The sequence below is a fragment of the Pantoea sp. SGAir0183 genome (assembly GCF_043545505.1).
Window position 1 is genome coordinate 2,565,931 of record NZ_CP028053.1, and the last position, 18,874, is coordinate 2,584,804.

15 protein-coding genes and 1 pseudogene are annotated in these 18,874 nt (G+C 54.2%); 9 read left to right on the forward strand and 7 right to left on the reverse strand.

Annotated features, from left to right (window positions below; translation table 11 throughout):
- Positions 1-263: 263 nt before the first annotated feature.
- Positions 264-1,808 (forward strand): methyl-accepting chemotaxis protein, encoded by a 1,545-nt coding sequence (locus tag C1N59_RS11925; protein ID WP_039340722.1) that lies wholly within the window; start codon positions 264-266, stop codon positions 1,806-1,808.
- Positions 1,809-2,116: 308 nt separating this feature from the next.
- On the opposite strand, the gene C1N59_RS11930 is transcribed toward C1N59_RS11925, so the two are convergent.
- Positions 2,117-2,431: an ArsR/SmtB family transcription factor gene (locus C1N59_RS11930; RefSeq protein ID WP_006119667.1), complete on the reverse strand. Its 315-nt coding sequence runs from the start codon at positions 2,429-2,431 to the stop codon at positions 2,117-2,119.
- Positions 2,432-2,445: 14 nt separating this feature from the next.
- Complete coding sequence (locus C1N59_RS11935; RefSeq protein ID WP_283787080.1) at positions 2,446-3,564, reverse strand: alkene reductase; 1,119 nt, start codon at positions 3,562-3,564, stop codon at positions 2,446-2,448.
- 684 nt (positions 3,565-4,248) lie between these two features.
- Between C1N59_RS11935 and C1N59_RS11940 the strand changes: the two genes are divergently transcribed.
- Positions 4,249-4,800 (forward strand): GNAT family N-acetyltransferase, encoded by a 552-nt coding sequence (locus C1N59_RS11940; RefSeq protein ID WP_394549571.1) that lies wholly within the window; start codon positions 4,249-4,251, stop codon positions 4,798-4,800.
- Positions 4,801-4,918: 118 nt separating this feature from the next.
- Positions 4,919-6,343: an alpha,alpha-trehalose-phosphate synthase (UDP-forming) gene (locus C1N59_RS11945; protein ID WP_394550842.1), complete on the forward strand. Its 1,425-nt coding sequence runs from the start codon at positions 4,919-4,921 to the stop codon at positions 6,341-6,343.
- A gap of 103 nt (positions 6,344-6,446) precedes the next feature.
- On the opposite strand, the gene C1N59_RS11950 is transcribed toward C1N59_RS11945, so the two are convergent.
- Positions 6,447-6,944 carry a glutathione peroxidase gene (locus C1N59_RS11950; protein ID WP_058701696.1) on the reverse strand — a complete coding sequence of 166 codons (498 nt, stop codon included), beginning with the start codon at positions 6,942-6,944 and terminating at the stop codon, positions 6,447-6,449.
- A 499-nt stretch (positions 6,945-7,443) separates the two neighbouring features.
- Between C1N59_RS11950 and ycgZ the strand changes: the two genes are divergently transcribed.
- Both ycgZ and C1N59_RS11960 read left to right on the forward strand, forming a co-directional pair.
- Positions 7,444-7,677, forward strand: coding sequence for a regulatory protein YcgZ (ycgZ, locus tag C1N59_RS11955; protein WP_006119672.1), 234 nt, complete (start codon positions 7,444-7,446; stop codon positions 7,675-7,677).
- Between the two features lie 90 nt (positions 7,678-7,767).
- Positions 7,768-8,043 carry a hypothetical protein gene (locus C1N59_RS11960; protein ID WP_033741039.1) on the forward strand — a complete coding sequence of 92 codons (276 nt, stop codon included), beginning with the start codon at positions 7,768-7,770 and terminating at the stop codon, positions 8,041-8,043.
- Positions 8,044-8,300: 257 nt separating this feature from the next.
- On the opposite strand, the gene C1N59_RS11965 is transcribed toward C1N59_RS11960, so the two are convergent.
- A complete protein-coding gene (locus C1N59_RS11965) occupies positions 8,301-8,504 on the reverse strand; it encodes a hypothetical protein (RefSeq protein ID WP_080752806.1) in 204 nt (67 codons plus the stop codon).
- A 355-nt stretch (positions 8,505-8,859) separates the two neighbouring features.
- On the opposite strand from C1N59_RS11965, the gene C1N59_RS11970 reads away from it, so the two are divergent.
- The 4 genes from C1N59_RS11970 (at position 8,860) to C1N59_RS11985 (ending at position 12,449) form a co-directional block, all read left to right on the forward strand.
- On the forward strand, positions 8,860-9,120 hold the full coding sequence (locus C1N59_RS11970) for a hypothetical protein (RefSeq protein ID WP_006119675.1): 261 nt from the start codon (positions 8,860-8,862) through the stop codon (positions 9,118-9,120).
- A gap of 641 nt (positions 9,121-9,761) precedes the next feature.
- Complete coding sequence (locus C1N59_RS11975; protein WP_394549573.1) at positions 9,762-11,240, forward strand: SulP family inorganic anion transporter; 1,479 nt, start codon at positions 9,762-9,764, stop codon at positions 11,238-11,240.
- Between the two features lie 160 nt (positions 11,241-11,400).
- Positions 11,401-12,093, forward strand: a complete 693-nt coding sequence (locus C1N59_RS11980; protein WP_394549574.1) for a haloacid dehalogenase type II — start codon at positions 11,401-11,403, stop codon at positions 12,091-12,093.
- Positions 12,094-12,200: 107 nt separating this feature from the next.
- Positions 12,201-12,449, forward strand: coding sequence for a DUF2543 family protein (locus tag C1N59_RS11985; RefSeq protein WP_006119678.1), 249 nt, complete (start codon positions 12,201-12,203; stop codon positions 12,447-12,449).
- Between the two features lie 221 nt (positions 12,450-12,670).
- On the opposite strand, the pseudogene C1N59_RS11990 reads toward C1N59_RS11985, so the two are convergent.
- From C1N59_RS11990 to fdhF, 3 genes and pseudogenes are all read right to left on the reverse strand, one after another.
- Positions 12,671-14,254: pseudogene (locus C1N59_RS11990) on the reverse strand (APC family permease).
- 812 nt (positions 14,255-15,066) lie between these two features.
- The gene (locus C1N59_RS11995; RefSeq protein WP_039340755.1) at positions 15,067-15,549 is read right to left on the reverse strand and encodes a DUF1641 domain-containing protein; all 483 of its coding nucleotides are present in this window, start codon (positions 15,547-15,549) and stop codon (positions 15,067-15,069) included.
- Positions 15,549-18,515, reverse strand: a complete 2,967-nt coding sequence (gene fdhF / locus C1N59_RS12000) for a formate dehydrogenase subunit alpha (protein ID WP_058708742.1) — start codon at positions 18,513-18,515, stop codon at positions 15,549-15,551. The genes C1N59_RS11995 and fdhF overlap by 1 nt, the downstream gene beginning before the upstream one ends.
- Positions 18,516-18,874 lie beyond the last annotated feature (359 nt).

The following is an 18,874-nucleotide window of genomic DNA, read 5'->3' on the forward strand; positions in this document are numbered from 1 at the left end:
CTGTTTAGTCATGCTAAAACCCGTCACGCCGTAAGACAGAGGGGAAGACATGACTTTTTTACTGCGATTTACCGATGCTTTTATGACGGAAGGGATATAAGAAAAACCTATGAATAATGCGTCTTAACTCATTGACAAAATTTAATTTTTACAGAAATTACCATGACGTGTTTTCTTACATTTAATTGTCCTGGTTTCGATAAAGGTTGGTCTGTCTGTGCCGAAAGATCACCTTCCCCCTCTCCCTTTATCAGGATAGATTTATGAAGATTGCAACACGGCTCGGTTTGGGTTTTGGCACGTTAATCATTTTTTTCTCCCTGTGCATAGTGGTAGCCATTCATTCTTTATACCAGTCTAAAAACACCCTTGAAGCCATTGTTCAGGGTGATATGAAGAAAACAAAATTAATCACAGACCTGACACTTATTCAGCGTGATATGGCAATCACGGTAAGGAATCTGTCCTTATTTACAGATGAAAAAGGTCTTGAAGAGCAATCCGCTCGTCTTGAAAAATTAAAAGCCCGGTTTGTTGACAGTAGTTCTCAACTGGGCCAGATGATTGACCAGTCGGGCAGTAACGAGGAAAAAAAAGCGTTTGAGGCAATAGAAAAGAGTCAAAAAAATGCCCTGGACTCCTTCAGTAATACTGTTCCTCTGGCATTGGGGAAAAATAACGCAGCAACAGTGAAATTTCTTCTTGATACCGTCAGACCAGCCCAGAACCCCCTGATTGACGGACTCACCTCAATGGGCGAAGTGCTCACTCAGCGCTCTGATAATGCCGTCAGTCAGAACAGTAAGACAACGGAGCAGGCCTATATTATTTTGCTGGTTCTGCTGGGCATTGCGGTCATTTTGGGCTTGCTGACGGGAAGTTACCTGATTCGCAAGATTATGCGTGAACTCGGCGGTGAGCCGGTTACAGCGCAACGGCTCGCTTACGCTATTTCACAAGGGAATCTGACCTCAACGGTTCAACTGCGAAAAAATGATGACCGCAGCCTCATGGCGTCTCTCGACGCGATGCAAGCCAGACTGCGCGGGATCGTGTTGCAGATTAAAGACGCCTCCGCGTCCGTTGCGCTGGCGGCCGATGAAATCGACCGGGGAAATACAGAACTCTCATCACGAACCGAGCAGCAGGCTGCCGCGCTGCAGCAGACCGCCGCCAGCATGGAGCAGCTCACCAGCACGGTGAAGAGCAACACAGCCGGTGCGCAGCAGACCGCTGAATCTGCCCGGGCAACAGCACAGACCGTTAACGCCGACAAGTCCAAGGTCAGCCACATGACCGATACCATGCACAACATCCATGAGAGCGCAGTCAAGGTCCGTGATATTACGTCCGTGATTGAAAGCATCGCTTTTCAGACCAACATCCTGGCGTTGAATGCCGCCGTGGAAGCCGCGCGTGCAGGTGAAGATGGTCGCGGATTCGCCGTCGTGGCTGGTGAGGTGCGGACACTTGCCCAGCGTAGTGCCACGGCCGCGAAAGACATCAAGCGTCTGATTGAACAGGCCGTCGCACACGTTGACAGCGGCGTAGAAATTGCCGCGCTAACCGGGCAGAGCGTCCTGAAGGTCATGAGTATGGTCAGCGACCTGGCTGAAGGGATGGACTCGATTGCCCGGGCCTCTTCTGAACAGCTGCAGGGAATTTCAGAAGTCAGCGTGGCAGTGAATCAGATGGACGGCGTCACACAGAATAACGCGGCGCTGGTCCAGGAATCGTCAATGGCCTCCCGTTCGCTGTCTGAACAGGCCCAAACATTACGACAGATTGTTGGATCGTTTAGCGTCTGAACATTCAGAAAACGCTGGCGTTCCAGGCTTCATCAGGAAGGTACAGGGGCAATCACATCCGCCTGGCGCAGGTTCACAGGCTGTGGTATCTGCGACAAATTCCGGCGCGTGTTGCGAAGGGATGGCGCTTTGTATCGTGACTTATTCAGGCTGCCCTAAACGTCGCAACGGTAAAAGAGAGTGGCGCTCATGCGCCCTCTCTTCCTCGCCAGCGAAATGCGTGAGCCTGGCGCTGATTTTCATGCATGTCCTGATGTGCCACAACGCAGCGTTACCGGACGTCCGTATGATTGTCGTTGACAAGCCGCCTACAGATCCTGCAGGGCCTGGATAATTGACGTATTCATCTCGTGAACCGCCTCTTCACGCCGGCGATAGTATGTCCATTTACCGACCTTGCTTGCCTCAAGCAGGCCGGCATCATGCAGCGCTTTCAGACATAACGAGGTGGCGGGCTGTGAGAGGCCCGCTTTGTCCTGAATAAGACTGGCACAGACACCGTACTGATCGAAGGGATACAGCTGAGAATAGTCAGCAAAGGCTTCGTCAGGGCGTTTAAGCCATTTGAGCACCGCAACCCGTGTCGGGTTAGCCAGTAATTTAATGGCATTTTCAGGTGTCATGCCGTCTCAGAACCTCAAGCAGAATAGAAAGGGTAGTCAGTATAGCCTTTCTCACTTCCACCATACAGTGAGGCAGGATCCGCGTTGTTCAGCGGGTAGCCCATTTTGAAACGCGCCGGTAAATCCGGGTTAGCGATAAACGTGCGCCCGAAGCCAAACAGATCGCCCCATCCCTTTTCCAGCATACGTTCGGCCTTTTCCCTGGTATAACGTCCGGAATACATGATGGGGGAACGGAAGGTTTCACGCAGCGCAATACGGAAGCTTTCGGGCATCTCCGGACTGTTGTCCCAGTCCGCTTCGGCGATAGACAGATAGCCAGTTTCAAGCTCGTTTAGCATCTGCGCAGCACGAATGTAGGTAGCATGCGGATTGCGTTCAACCAGCCCCAGATAAACGCGTTCTTCCTCTGTGCTTGAGAACAATGGCGCGAAACGTACGCCGACACGGTGACTGCCAAATACCGCACTCACCGCTTCGGTGACTTCACGCAGAAAGCGCAGGCGGTTATCAAGGGAGCCGCCATATTCATCGGTACGGAAATTGGTGTGTTCAGAAATAAACTGATTGATCAGATAACCGTTGGCGGCATGCAGCTCGACACCGTCAAAACCGGCTTTTTTCGCGTTCTCTGCTGCCGTGCGGTACATCGCCACAATCGCTTTGACTTCCGATGTGGTCAGTTCGCGCGGCATGCTGGGTTCCGTCAGCATACCGGCACCAGGTCCGGTTTCAATAAAGACCCTTACGCCGCTGGCGGCAACGGCGGAAGGAGCAACAGGCGGCTGTTTACCGGGCTGCAACGCATTGTGCGATACGCGGCCCACGTGCCAGAGCTGGCAAAAGAGCGTTCCGCCCTCTGCATGCACAGCGTCGGTGACGTTTCGCCATCCCGCAATTTGTGCGTCGCTGTGAATGCCAGGCGTCCAGGCATAGCCCTGCCCGCGCGGTTCAATTTGCGTACCTTCGGTGATCATGAAGCCCGCGCTGGCACGCTGGCGATAGTACTCCACCATCATCCTGCCGGGAATGTTGCCCGGCTGCTCGCTACGGCAACGGGTCAGGGGTGGAAGCGCAATGCGGTTACGCAACGTGAGATCACCCAGCGTCAGGGGCGTGAAAAGAGACGGCATAATTAACATCCTTAAAAAGAAACAGGGCTGGCATTATATTTACACATTTAAATTTGTAAATATGTGATGTGTGCGGTTATCTCCCGTTGTCATGATGACTTTGCCAGATTGCCTTCACCGCGCCCTTCACCTAAGCGGCACCGTTATCCTCACGGCAGAACGACCGTGCTGATGGTGGCTGTTTCGGCTTTTTTGCGGCAAAAATCGGCATCACCCCGCCGGTCGGGAAATCTCCCCCTGTCCTTTATCAGCGCAGTCTGAACGGATGCAGCCTCGATGATGAACGCAGCAAAACAATGGCTGCTCGGCGCATAAAGCAGAAGATAGCCGCTTTATACCCTGTTATATCGTCAGAACCGGTCACCTGAAACGCGACCTGCGGTACAGCTCGGGCAGAGACGATGGCGAGTCGCTTTCACATAACATTGCTTCTCTGTCCCGTCCTCAGCGTATGCATGCCGCCCTTTTCAGGAGAGAGGACAGGGATATATCAGGTTGGGGATACGACGGCACGTAATCTTTGCGCCACGGGGGCCTCTTCACTGGCACAGGCCCCCATGCCTTCGCCCTTTCCTTTGCACCCTTTTTACACCGCGCCCGATCTTTTTTACGCCACTTTTACACGCCGGGCGCTTAAATCAACGGCACCGGGCGCTGAGGCGTCCATGTAAAAGGAAACCGTTGATGAAATGTGTGAATGCGGCCTCTTTCCTGCCGGTTTGTGGTGATGCCGTGATTGCGGATCTTGCCGAGCAACAGCGGCTGCGCCTGCTGTCTCCCCGTAAATGGTTCAGAGAGACGATGGAGGTCAACACCGATCCGGCCATGCTCAACCCGCGGCTGATTGCCCAGTGGCTGGGTTCGGCTATTCCCGATGCACGTCTGCTGACGCTGGCGCTGAACAGCAGTCTTTGCTTTGGCCTCTATCGTCATACCCGGCAGATTGGTTTTGCGCGGGTCGTTACCGATATGGCCGAAACCTGGGTTATACAGGACCTGTTTATCTCGCCAGAGTATCGCTATATCGGGCTGGGATCCTGGCTGCTCCACTGCTGTCTGACCCACCCTGGCGCCAGTGGCTGTCATCGCATTATTGCGCTGAGCGACAGTAACCAGGACTTTCTTGAACGCAACGGATTCATTTGCCATGCCTCGCTGCCGGGTCTTTATCTCAGGGCGGTTGCGCCTTACGGCCTGAGCGATTGCTTGAGCGCTGACCGCGCCCACCACCATTAAGCGGACAGGACGCTTTGCCATGTGTGGCCTGCTGCAGTTTTTCATCCGACCTCAACCCGATAACGGCTGGACACCGGGCACGGCAACTGATGCCCTGCCCGCCCATAAGGAAAACACCATGTCAGGTTTTATCCTGGTATCACATAATCATTCACAACGTTCCACACTGTCTGCAATTTATGAAGGCCTGCTTTCCCGCCATGGCGGACTCTGGATAAGCTGGGATGGTGAGACGACGGTGCTGCCTTCTGATGCACCAAGACCGCTGAGCATTCAGCAGAAAGGCCCTTATGAAACGCTGACCTTTCCTCTGTCTTCCGCCGAAGTGAAAGAGGGTTATCACCACTATGTTCATCAGGGATTGTGGCCGGTTTTCCACCAGCGTCCGGATTTGGCCCGCTTTTCTGCTGACGGCTATCGGGAATACAAAAAGATTAACGAAGCCTATGCGCGGGTCATCTGTGATAACGCTATGCCCGAAGACACCATCTGGATACAGGATTACCATCTGCTGGGCTGCGCCCATTACCTTCGTGAGGCCGGACTGACTAATCCTGTGGGCTTTTTCCTGCACCAGCCCTTTCCCTCAGGCACGATGTTTGAGGCGATTCCCGACTGGCGCTGGCTCACACAGTCGCTGCTGTGCTGTGATCTGCTTGGCTTTCAGACCGTTCAGGACCTGAACAACTTTATCGTCTGGCTGGAAAGCGAATTCCGCACCGAGCGCCTGAGCGTAGACAGCGTTCGCGTGCAGGGGCGGATTGTAAAGCTCGGCGTCTTTCCTGTCGGGATCGATCTGGACGATGTGCGCTGCCTGCGTGACAGCAACAGCTGTGCGTTTATGGAAATGCAGTGTCGTGAAAGCTTACCGGAAAACACCGTTCTGAGCGGCGGTCATCTTGATGAGAGCGCCGGGCTGCCTTACCGCATCAGTGCGGTAGAAGTGTTACTGCGCAAACATGCCGTCTATCAAAAAAATATTACCCTGCTGCAACTGGCCCCGTCTGCTGCGGGCTACGCGGACCGGGCAGCGGCTGTCACGCACACGTTAGAAACTCTGTGCAGAGAATGTAATGGCGTGCATGGCATGATGAACTGGTATCCCGTGAATTGCCTGACGCATGCCTACAGCCGTGAGGAGCAGGCGGGTATTTATCGTGCCTCACGCGTCGCGCTGGTCACGCCCCTGATGTCAGGCATGAGTCTGATGGCGAAGATGTATGTGGCCCTGCAGGATCCGGAAAACCCGGGTGTGTTGATCCTGTCACAGTTTGCGGGCGCGGCGGAGCAGATGGACGGCGCGCTTATCGTCAATCCCTACGATCCGGATGCCATGGCCGATGCCATTCACAGTGCCCTGCTGATGCCGCTGCGTGAACGGCGACACCTGCACGCGCGCCTGATGAAGGGGTTACATCTGCATGACAGCCATCACTGGGCAGAGGCATTTCTGTCTGTGCTGGGTGGCATGCCGGTCATTCCGGGCCCGGTTATGGCAGCCGCGCCCGCGTTGCGTCTGAGCAGCAGCCGGGTGCGCTACTGAGGTGACAGGCAAACGCTGCGCCAGTCAGCCTCCTGGCGCCGGTTGCGGCACGGCAGACAACCTGACAGGGTCGCTGTCCTTTGCTGGCACTCAGATCAACGCTTCACATCACAGCCGCTGTGCTTTCCAGCGCGGCAACAATCGCAGCTTCCATTTTTTCAGGAGAAGTGATGGGGGCAAATCGTCTGAGCGGTTTACCATCACGCGCGATCAGAAACTTAGTGAAATTCCACTTAATCCGCCCACCCAGCACACCAGGCAATGCCTGTTTCAGGAAACGAAACACCGGGTGCGCTGCGGCGCCGTTGACCTCGACTTTCTCGAACATCGGGAAGCTCACGCCATAGTTGATATGGCAGGTCTGTGCGATATCGTCGGCATTACCGGGTTCCTGCCTGCCGAACTGGTTGCAGGGAAAGCCCAGTACCACCAGCCCCTGATCGGCATACTTTTTGTAAAGCGCTTCCAGGCCTGCATATTGGGGCGTGAAGCCACAATGACTGGCGGTATTCACCACCAACACCACCTTGCCTGCATAGTCGGCCATCGTAATGCGCTCGCCATGTAAACGGGTGGCACTGAGTTGATAAAAGGCCGTCATAGTGTAATCCTCAGAGAAAAAAAATTTACCGCCAGGACTGGCGCGCCGTACATAACAATGCAGGGGCCCGGCAAGCCGACTTTTGATCGGCGGCGAAGGCGCTGGCAACAGGATGTGACCCGGCCCACCCATTCTATGGCACACCCTCTTCGCGCTTAGTCAGGGATAACACTGGCCAGGGTATTTAAAAAGACGTGGCCAAAGCATAACAGAGAAATACGCCTTTCATTAAACCAGCGGTGTACAGCGGAACGATGTCGCGTTAAGAAGAAAAAAGGCCCGGCCCCCATGTTTACAGGCGTTTGTTGCCTGTCCCGTCAGAGCGGCTATCTGGCTCATCCTGTCTCTTTCTCCCAACGTCATTGGGCGATCAGTTGCTTTGAAACCTGATGATTTGGCCTCTAAAAATCAGAACCTAAAATAAACCTGTACAATGACTGATTTGTTGTATAACTTAGATCTATACACTCAGCATAATAACTGTACAATGGAGAAACTTATGCAACACAGACTGCCCGTAACTGGCGTAAGTAAAGATGTTTCATCCTTCTTCAGCCGCGCATCACTGCCCTCTCAGCAGGAAACGCTGGGCGTTGTTGTGGTTGAAATACTCAGAGCAGGTCGTACGCTGAACCGCAAAGCGCTTTGCAAGTCGCTCATTGAACGTATGAGCCATGTTTCTTCTCCTCAGGAAGAAGAACACCTGCAGGAACTGTTGCGCCTTCTGTTCTGATACTGGCTGGAACCTTCTGAAAGGGAGTTTGCGGCACAGTGGCTGATATACACGACAGCCGGGCAGGCAAAACTTATTCAGAGAGTAATAATGACATACAGTAAAGATGAAAAACTCCGTGACACACTCATTGGAGAGGCTGCCCTGGCATCCCTTGAGGAGCAGGGCAGCGTCACATTCAAGAGCGTGCTGGAAAATCTTGATGCCATCATGCGTTCTTCTGACAGCGAAGAGAAAAGCCGCGCAGTAAGCATGGCCATCAGTGAAATTAAAGCCGATATGGCCGCTCGTCGCTCTCCTGATGACAGGGACGATGACCATGCCGCCCATCTGTCACAAGATGCCGATGAAACCTCACGGAACTGATCGTGTCTCAGCGTTATACACGTCTGTCAAAGCAAGTCATTTACGATTAACGACACAAGCAGGCTGTCTGTTTGGGGATGAAAACAGCGTTGAAGCGCTATCCCTGCCAGGCAAGGCTTTCTGGAAGACAAAACGTTTCGTATTACCGTGACCGGAACGACACCAGAGAGAGTAAGGCCCGATATTCTGCGCACGTAGCTTACGGCGACTGGCCCGACTGCGACGCAGATAAGAAGATGCCTGACGTGAAGCGGATATTAATGCATCTTTTTCATAAGCCGGATAATGAGTTCACCGCAGTCCGCGCGCGTTTTTGCCTCTACGGTATGTTCACTCATCGTCTGCAAGGCCCTCGTCAGGTCTTCAGGCATGACAGTGCCCTCCCGTCTCAGGAGCTGGCTGACGGTTCTGCCTACCAGAGCAAGCACCTCTTGTGAAATATCGTGCTCATTGTTTTTCAATCGTCCTCCCGGCAGGTGTATAAACATACAGTTTATCACTTTTCACCCCACCACCCAACCTCGGCTCTTTCTTGCGCTTTCAGGTTAAGACAGTGCAAATGAAACTGAACACCCGAAGAGATTACGCTAACGGTAATAACTTTAAATGAAAAAGATTTTCTCCCTTCCGGTCACAGTGCCATTATGTTCCCTTTAACGCACGAATAACAGACCCGGCTTGGGTTACGCGTACCTGTTTCTGAGCGCATCAGGACAGAACAGGGTAAGTGCTGAATATTTTAAGCAGGCATTATCTGCGGGGACGACTACAGTCAGTGGTGAGGTTGTCATAAATCGTACTTATGGAGGATTGACCGTGTTACTTCAAGACGACGAGAAAGGCCACGTCATTATTGGCGAAGCAGCATTGCACCTGGCGCTGGCTGACAGGGAAATAAACATTACTTCTCTGATGAATGAACTGAGACGCATGGCAACAGACAATTGCAGCGACGATCGCCTGAGTAAAATCCTGGAAGCCAGAACATGGCTAAGAGCATTTTTAACGCCCGGTCTCGTAAAGCAGCCAGTGCCCTACCTGCAGACACTTGCAGGCCTGAACGAAGAAAAGAAATAACGCCAATGGACGTAGTCCGGCCCCGGCCGGAAGACGACGATACGAGATAACCTCATCGGTCTCGCGCGAGCGTGTACCGGCCGGAGATACTGTCAGGGACGACACTTCACGGCATGTTGCGAATAACCACGGTGTTGTCTTTTGCTCCTCGTGCGGTCAAAACACGTTCTGTAAACGAAACGATCGCGTCAAACACGCGGATACAGCTGGCTCACGACGCGTGGCGCTTTCTTTCAAGTACGGCCGCCCCCCTTCCTCACTGTGTTCCCCTGACACTCACTTTCGGGTTGACTTTGCAGCCTGTCAGAAATATGCAGGACGATTTAACGTTGACCTGCGTGTCGTTTTGTTTATAGTGAGTCGCTGTTCTGCTCAGGAAAGCACCATTTCGTCACCTGACAGGCATCGCCGTCTGCCCCGGACATCGCGTCCGGGCAGGAATGTCCTTCCTGAAAGCCCCTTATGGCCGTAAAGGAGAATTACCATCATGCGTCTTACGCCACCCTGAGTTTTCCCCCCTTCCCTGGCGCACCGGCTTAACCGATCGCGCACGCAATAACATCCCGACTGCGGATGTGCTTTTGCATCACTAAATTTTGCCCGCATGGGCTTACTTTCATCTAAAAAGCTGAGAAATCAACATGTTGCTGTCCTCGACGCGTAAGGACTGGCTGGGTAACGTCCGGGGTGACGTCCTTGCCGGTATTGTGGTCGCGCTCGCCCTTATTCCAGAAGCGATCGCCTTTTCGATTATTGCTGGCGTAGATCCCCAGGTCGGACTCTACTCCGCGTTCTGTATTCCCTTCGTTATGGCCTTTCTTGGTGGCCGACCGGCGATGATTTCGTCGGCCACCGGCGCGATGGCGCTGCTGATGGTCACGCTGGTTAAAGAGCACGGCTTGCAGTATCTGCTGGCGACCTCCGTGCTGACCGGCCTTCTGCAGTTGCTGGCAGGCTATCTCAGGTTAGGCAGTCTGATGCGCTACGTCTCCCGCTCGGTGGTGACCGGCTTCGTCAACGCGCTGGCCATCCTGATATTTATGGCCCAGTTGCCGGAACTGACTCATGTGAGCTGGCAGGTTTATGCCCTGACCGCTGCCGGGCTCGGCATCATTTATCTTTTCCCCCGGATCACCAAAGCCATCCCTTCCCCCCTGGTCTGCATTATTGTTCTGACTGCAATCTCTGTATGGCTCCATCTGGATGTGCGCACCGTCGGCGATATGGGCAGGCTGCCCGACAGCCTGCCCGTGTTTCTGATCCCGGACATTCCGCTGAATCTGCACACCCTGCTGATCATCCTGCCTTACGCCGCAGGCCTGGCTGTGGTGGGATTGCTGGAGTCGATGATGACCGCCACCATCGTGGATGACATGACCGATACAGGCAGCGATAAAAACCGCGAGTGCAAAGCGCAAGGGATCGCCAACATCTGTACCGCCTTTATTGGCGGTATGGCGGGCTGCGCCATGATTGGTCAGTCGGTGATTAACGTGAAGTCAGGCGGCCAGGGACGGTTGTCCACCCTGACGGCGGGCGTGGTGTTACTGCTGATGGTGGTCTTTCTGCGCCAGTGGGTGTCTCAGATCCCGATGGCAGCCCTGGTCGCCGTGATGATTATGGTATCTGTAAGAACCTTCTCCTGGCAGTCGATTGCCAACCTGCGCACCCATCCCATGTCCACCAGCGTGGTGATGCTGGCCACCGTCGTCGTTGTGGTCGCCACTCACAACCTGGCGCTGGGTGTGCTGATCGGCGTACTGATTGCCTCGCTGAACTTTGCCACTAAAGTGGCGCGCTTTATGGCGGTGTCCTCTGAGCGGCAAGGTAACACACGTATTTATACCGTGACGGGCCAGGTCTTTTTTGCCTCGTCCGATCGCTTCACCCGCCATTTTGACGTCAGCGAGGAGGTGGAACGCGTCATTATTGATGTCACCCATGCACATTTCTGGGACATCACGTCAGTGAGCGCGCTGGACCGCATCGTGATCAAGTTCCGGCGGGAAGGCACGGAGGTCGGGCTGCGGGGAATGAATGCGGCAACGCAAACTTTGGTTGACCGCTTCGGCGTGCATGACAAACCTGACGAGGTCGAAAGACTGATGAACGGTCACTGAGAAACAGGGCTGGGGCTGTGGGTCCCAGCCACTGAAGGCGTGGCCAGACGCGCCACGCTTTCCCGCAGTTGAGTGTTTCGGATGGGCCTTCTACGCTTAAGCCTGACCAGATGGGCGTTACTGTACCGTCTGTTTATATTCAACGGTTAACGGAGGTCAAATGACAGACATGACTGTCACCCGTAAAGATACCCACACGCTTTTTTTTGATGTCAATGAAACCCTCCTGGATACCGCGCCGTTAAAAGCCTGTGTGGTGCGTCGCCTGGGCAATAAACCCGAACGCGCAGAAGCCTGGTTCACTTCGCTGCTGCATTACTCGCTGGTGGAATCCGTCACAGGCAGCTGGCACAGCTTTGGTGATATCGCAGAAGCCGTGCTGCAGATGACCGCCGAACGCTATGGGATCACGCCTTTACCTGACGCTACTTCGCTGGCTGACGCCTTATCGGCCATGCCGGCTTTTCCTGACGTTGCTGAGGGTTTATCCGCATTAAAATCGCACGGCCTGACGCTGGTGGCGTTGACGAACTCGTCACAGGCACTGGCTGAAAAACAACTCAGTCAGGCGGGGCTAAGCTCTTTTTTCAGCCGGGTGCTCAGCGTCGAGTCATTACAGGTCTATAAGCCGGATTTGCGCGTTTATCGCTGGGCAATGGATGAAATGAAACAGCCAGCCACATCATGCATGATGGTAGCCGCGCACGGCTGGGATGTCGGCGGTGCGAAGCGCGCGGGGATGAAAACCGCCTTTATCGCGCGGCCGGGACAAACGCCTTTCCTGTTGGCGCCTGAACCCGATGTGATCGTCAGGGATATTGGCGCGCTTGCCGCTGTGTTCACTCACCGGTGAAACAGAACCTGCCCCGCGGTAACGACAGCCCGCAGGGCAGAAAAACCCACGCAACCCTGCTATGATCGCCGCCTGTGAGCAGTAAGCACTTTCCCTGAGGACCTGATATGACCCCTGATGTTCCACTCAAGTATTATGACATTGCTGAAGAATACGCGGCAGAAACAGCAACGCCGGTCAGCGAGTCAGAACATGATGCGCTGGCGCACTACTTCCAGTTACTGATTACCCGGCTGATGAATAACGAAGCGATCAGCGAAGACGCGCAGCAGGAGATGGCCGCCGAGGCAGGCATTGATGCGGCGCGTATTGACGAGATCGCCACCTTTCTGAATCAATGGGGCAATGAGGACTAATGTCGATAATTGATGCACGTCCGTGCATCAGTTTTATGGGCTGCCTGTCCGCTTTCTGTTTCTTTTAATATATGGGCTCAAAAAAAAGGATTTTTCACACTCAGCAGGAGCAAGAGGAACGGCACAATGCCTGATGTGGGCGGTCAAAAAAGTGAATGTCACAACGGAGCGCCGTCATGAGAAACTGCACCTGTGCCGGGCACAGGCGCAGACGATAAACGCTAGGACGCGTGTTTGCCGAAGGATACCGACTCCTCCTCCTCATTGGTAATATTAGGTTTCGCCAGGCTGGCGCTCACGCCCCAAAAGTAGCAGACCAGGGATGCGACAATGATAAGAATCATGTCGAATGGCGTGCTAATCACGCCGCTCCCGCCGTAGGTACCGAGCATGGAAATCACCATCACCACAATGTAGTAAGCCAGCAGCCACCAGGCGCAACGCAGATCCTGACTGAATTCGCTGTTCTTCTTACCAAAGACGGCGTAAGCGACCCAGGCAATAATCAGGATCGGGATAAGAATCTCATTGACCGACCAGCCGCTCCAGTAAATCAGGAGCGTACTGGCTACAAACGCCAGCGGACTGAGCAGCCCGGCTATCGGCAGGCGAAACGGGCGCTGCATGTCCGGCAGGTGACGACGAAATGCGCCCAGCGTGATCGGGCCCGGCATATAGGTAAAGACGGTGGCCGAGGTGACCGCACCGATTAATCCGCCCCAGACCTGAAACTCAGAAGGCAGCGTCCAGGCGATGGCCAGCAGCAGCGATAACCACAATGCGCCGCGTGGTACGCCCGATTTTGCATCCACTTCACCAAACACTTTAAACAGATGACCGTTACGCGCCCAGGCAAACAGCACGCGCGCAGCCCCCGCCAGATAGATGTTGCCGGTTCCGGCCGGAGAAATCACGGCGTCGATAAGAATCAGGTTAATCAGCCAGGTCAGTCCCAGGCTGCGCGCTAAATCGGCATAGGGCGACTGGAACACCTGCTTCAGCCCGGCCCAGCCATGTTGTGACAGTAAATCGGCCGGCACCGCGCCCATAAAGGCATACTGCAGGGCCAGGTAAATCACGAAGCTGACGGCAATGGCAATACCAATCGCCAGCGGTACGTTGCGCTGTGGGTTTTTGGCTTCACTCGCAAAATCCACGGCCTGGCGAAAACCAAGATAGGCAAAGACAATCCCTGCCCCCGTCAGCGAGCTAAAAACACCATGCGCCCCGCCCGGCGGTGCTGGCGGAACGTCAAGATTCGGCGCATGAAAGTAAAGCAGGAGCGTAATGATGGTCAGTACCGGCACGATAAATTTGAAGGTGGTAACAATGGTATTCACACGACCAAAAAAACTCACGCTCCAGTAGTTAAGCAGGAAAAATACCACCAGCAGCCCAATCTGCACCACAAACCCTAATCCCGTTGGGCTGCCGTCCGTATGCCCCAGGGCAGGCCACCAGTAAATCGCGTACTGACGAACGGCCTCCACTTCCACTCCGGCGGTGCTGGTATACGCCAGCAGAGAACTGACACCAATGACAAAGCCGACGATATTGCCGTGCGAATAGTTAGGATAGCGCACAAAACCGCCTGCGCGCGGCAACGCCGAGGAGAGCTCGGCGTAAACCAGGCCAATCATCAGCACAATCACCGCACCCAGCACTCAGGCCCAGCCGGTATGGCTGCCTGCATAACCGGAGCTGTTAAGGGCGGCATACAGCCAGCCCGACCCGATCATGGAGCCGATGCCCAGTAACGACAGATCGACCAATCCTAATTTCTTTTTAAGTCCCGTGGACGCCATAATATGCCCCTGTATGATTTTGATTTTTAGATGTTGTGCGTGGGAATAAAGCATATTGTGTGCCAGCACTATTTTACTGTCGTGATGGTTTATGTAAGAAACATTCTGGTTCACATAAGCAGGCGATAAAGGGTTTCAGGCGATGCTTTCTACGGAAATAAACAGATCTGTCGACAATCAGGGCAAAATTAAGCAGGAGATCACGGTGCAAGGCGCACTGCAATGATCCGAAAAATATATTGTGAAGGTAATTGAAACATTCCGTCACCGGTAAAAAAGTCATGACACAGTTTTGGACGCCTCTGAGTCTGAAAGCCGGTGAAACAGCCCCCTGAGAAACTGACGCGCCTACCTTCTGCCCTGCCTTAGTCAGGCCTTGTACGCCCGCCGTTCGCATTTTGCCGGGCCATCCGATGCGGGAACGCCGGACGCAAAAACAGGCTTTCCTCATCCTCATTAATACGATCAATAAGAGCGGGCAGTCACAGACGGCATTTTTGCACCAGGCCGACACGTAAAGATGTGTTCTGGCCTGCCGGAAATAAAAACAGATTGGTCAGGCGGCACAGAACTTTTTTATCTGGCCCGCTGATGGTGTGTTAATACCCTGTCCGCAACATGCAGGGAAAATAAGTGAGAAAATGACGCAGTGCGGTGCCCTTATTTAAACAGCGGATGTCAGTGAATCATCTTTATTAAACGGCCACATTTTGCGCCTGTTGCCAGCGTCCTGAACGGATCCGGTAATCCAGCCCGGACGGGCTGAATTGCCGGCACAACAGGCTCCCGGGAAAGCCACCGTTACCCGATACTCAACTTTGGGTAGGCTTCCCACTATACCGGCTGATCGGTTTTTCAGACGGCTGTTTCATCTCACGTCCAAACGCGCGGACGCCTGCCAGAGCCGGTTTAATCCCTCGCCATAACTCTTCATCTTTCAGTAATCGGATGATGCCGCGGATGCCGGGTGCGCTTTTGTCTTCCCCGGCCAGTCCGGCCCCCCGCATCGCTTTTGCGGCATTAACGATCCCCAACAGCACAGGATTGAACTCTTCGGGGGGAATCGTTGCCAGCGCCTTAAAGACCAGGGACAGATTCTGCATGGCATTAAGCGCTCCAGGCTGGTTCAGGCCGTCAACCAGCACTCCGGCAATCTGGGTATTGGCATTGACGATATCTGTAGCCAGACGCAGGAAGCCATGTTGATGAAGGCTTTCCAGCAGCGTGGCAAGGGCTTCGTTTGCTGTGGGCTCGGTGCGCGTGGGCGGCACGTCATACTTTAGCGGTTCAGCCATTAAAACTTCTCCGGATGGGCGGTGTGTTCAGGCGGCAGCGTATAACCTGGCTGACGCCATTTATCCTCAACGGGCAGATGATCGCGCGGCGTGCGGTGCCCATGGCGAAAATTGTGCGACGGCAGCGGTGAAGCGTGAGGAGGACGCGCCAGCTTCTCCAGGCGAATGGCAATTTCTTTATAGGCTGGCGTCTGCACGTCTGGATCGTGATGATCCCCCGTGAGTCCGTTTACGCCCGGCTTACCATGGTGTATCGGGATAAAAAGGATATTACCTGCCACGCGTTCAGTAATGATCACCGGCACCTCAAGCGCACCGCGCCGTGACGTCAGTCTGACCCAGTCGCCTTCCTGCAAGTGACGCTCCTGCGCCAGTGCGGGGCTGATTTCAACGTACCAGTGAGGCGACAGCGAGGTGATTCGTCCCCCCGCCCCCGTCTGGTTGGTGGCCTGAAAATGCTCCAGCATGCGGCCGTTGTTAAGCAGCAGATCATAATGGGCATCGCTCTCCTCGGCAGGCGCTTCCCACTGCAACGGATAAAGCCGCGCTTTGCCATCGGGGAAGTGAAAACCGTCGGTATAGAGCAACGGCGTGCTACTGCCGTCGGCGCTGACAGGCCAGAGCTGTGACTGCCAGCCCGCCAGCCGGTCATAGCTGACGCCGGCAAAGATACCGGCGATGCGCGCCGCTTCCGCCATAATGTCGGCGGGATGCTGATAATACCAGGGATGGCCCAGACGGCTGGCGAGTTCGGTCAGTATCCGCCAGTCGGGACGACTGTCGCCTAAGGGCGGTAGCACCTCGTAAAAGCGCTGAATACGCCGTTCGGTGTTCACAAACGTCCCCTCTTTTTCGACGCTCGGGCAGGCAGGCAACACGACATCCGCAAATTCTGCCGTCCGGCTCATAAAGATATCCTGCACCACCATAAAATCGAGCCGACTGAACGCCTCATGGACTTTTGTGGAATGCGCATCCGCAAATGCCGTTTCTTCACCAATGATGTACATCGCTTTCAGCGTGCCCTGATGCGCCTGCTCGATCATCCGGTAATTATCTGCGCCCTCTTCCGCCGAAAGCGCTTCCGGATCGACGCCCCAGGCCGCCGCCCATTTTTGCCGCACGGCCGGATCCGTAACGCTTTCATAGCCGGGATAGACATTACTCAGGCAGCCAAAATCACTGGCCCCCTGCACATTATTGTGGCCGCGCATGGGATACCCGCCGGTGCCTGGCTTACCATAGTTGCCGGTCACCAGCAGCAGATTCGAGAGTGCGGTGCTGGTATCCGAACCGTGACTGTGCTGCGTAATGCCCATCGCCCACAACAGACAGGCGCTTTTGGCCTGGCCTATCATTTCTGCCGCGTTCGTCAGTTCCTGCACGCTCAGACCGGTTAACTGACTGGCATAGTCGAGCGTGAAAGGCGCCAGCGACGCCCGAAACTCGGCGACGTTATTGACCTTTTCGGCAAGAAAGGCCTCATCGGCATAACCGTGATCGAACATGTAACGCGCCATCGCCGATGCCCATACCATGTCATAACCCGGCTTAATCCGCAGGTACAGATCCGCGCGCTCAGCCATTTCATGGCGACGGGGATCCACAACGAGAAGCTGCTGCCCGTGATGTTTATGGGACTGTTTGATATGGGAGGCAATGACCGGGTGATTTTCTGCAATGTTGCTGCCGACGATAATGATCAGCGACGCCTGCTGCATATCCTTGATGGTTCCCGCGTCGCCCCCATGCCCGACGGTCCGGAACAATCCCTGGGTGGCAGGGTTTTGACAATAACGGGAGGAGTTATCGACATTGTTGGTGCCAAAGATTAAACGGGCGATTTTTTGTGTCAGATAGGCTTCTTCATTACTGGCTTTACTGGAACCGATAAAACCAATGCTGTTGCCGCCCGACTGTCGATGAATCTGCGTCAGGCGCTGGACGATAACCGCCAGCGCTTCATCCCAGCTGGCGGGACGAAAGCGCCCCTGCTCACGGATAAGCGGGGTAGTCAGGCGGTGCGGATCATTCACAAAATCCCAGCCAAACTTGCCTTTTACACAGGTTGAAATGCCGTTTGCGGGTGCATCTGCAACCGGCTGCACTTTTAAGATGTGGCGATCACGCGTCCACATTTCAAAACTGCAGCCTACGCCACAATAAGTGCAGACCGTTTTCGTTTTTTTAATTTCAGACTGGCGCATCGCCATATCGATCAGTGAAACACCGGTAACGGGTCCCGCGCCGATGCTGTTTTCCAGTTTTTTAACCACGTCAATCAGCGGACGTTTAACGGTTTCCGGCATATTGGTGAAGGGACCGGCATTGGGCTGCATCGTTTTTTCCAGCAGCGCATTGCAGGGGCAAACGGTAACGCAATGGCCGCAGCTCACACAGCTTGATCCGGCTATGCGCTCGCCACCGTCCCACAATACGCGGGGATGGTCGGCGGTGTAATCGATAGACAGCGTTTCGTTTACCTCGACGTTCTGGCACGCCTCTACACAGCGACCACAGAGGATACACTGGTCAGGATCGTAAGTATAAAAGGGGTTGGTATGGTCTTTTTCCGCAGGTTTACGCTCATAGGGATAATACTGAATCGGTATCGCCATATCGCTGACCGCGTTGTGTAAGGTGCAGTCGCCGGTATTGTGTTCGCATACCGTACAGTAAAGTTCATGGCGCGCTAAAACGCGGTCCATGCCCTCTTCCTGCGCCGCCTGCGCCTGCGGATCTACACTGCTCACCACCATGTCGTGTGCGGTTTCTAACGTACATCCCCGCACCAGTTTGCCCGCATGCTCTACCCAACAGACATCACAGGTTTCCAGTGGCTTCAGAGCGGGGTGATAACAGACATGCGGCAGTTTTTTGCCGTGCAGTTCGAGAAAATCAATCAGGGGCAAACCTGCCTGACCTGACAGCCGTTCCCCGTTGTAGACAATGGTGCATGTTTCCATGATTTTACCTTTTTTCTTTTCGCGGATGGGATAAGCGGTCATCGGCTTTCTGCCTGTATAAAGGCCAGGTAATTTTTATTTCCTGTTAAAACTAGTTGTGCTCAGTCGATAAATCAGGCGAGACGGCAGGAGAATTTGAGGGAAAAGGGGTAACAAAGTGTAAGCGCAATATCGGAAACAGGATTCTTATACCAACGGAATATGAAACAGGCAGGCAGCCACCAGGAAAACTCTTAAATTCTTTTTTTTGCTCCCTTCCTGATAGTTTTTGGTTGCCGCTTACGCTTGCGAAAAAATATTTTGTGAAATTAACTTAGCGACAGGTTTCCCCCAAACCGAATTTCACTGTTTCACTTAAC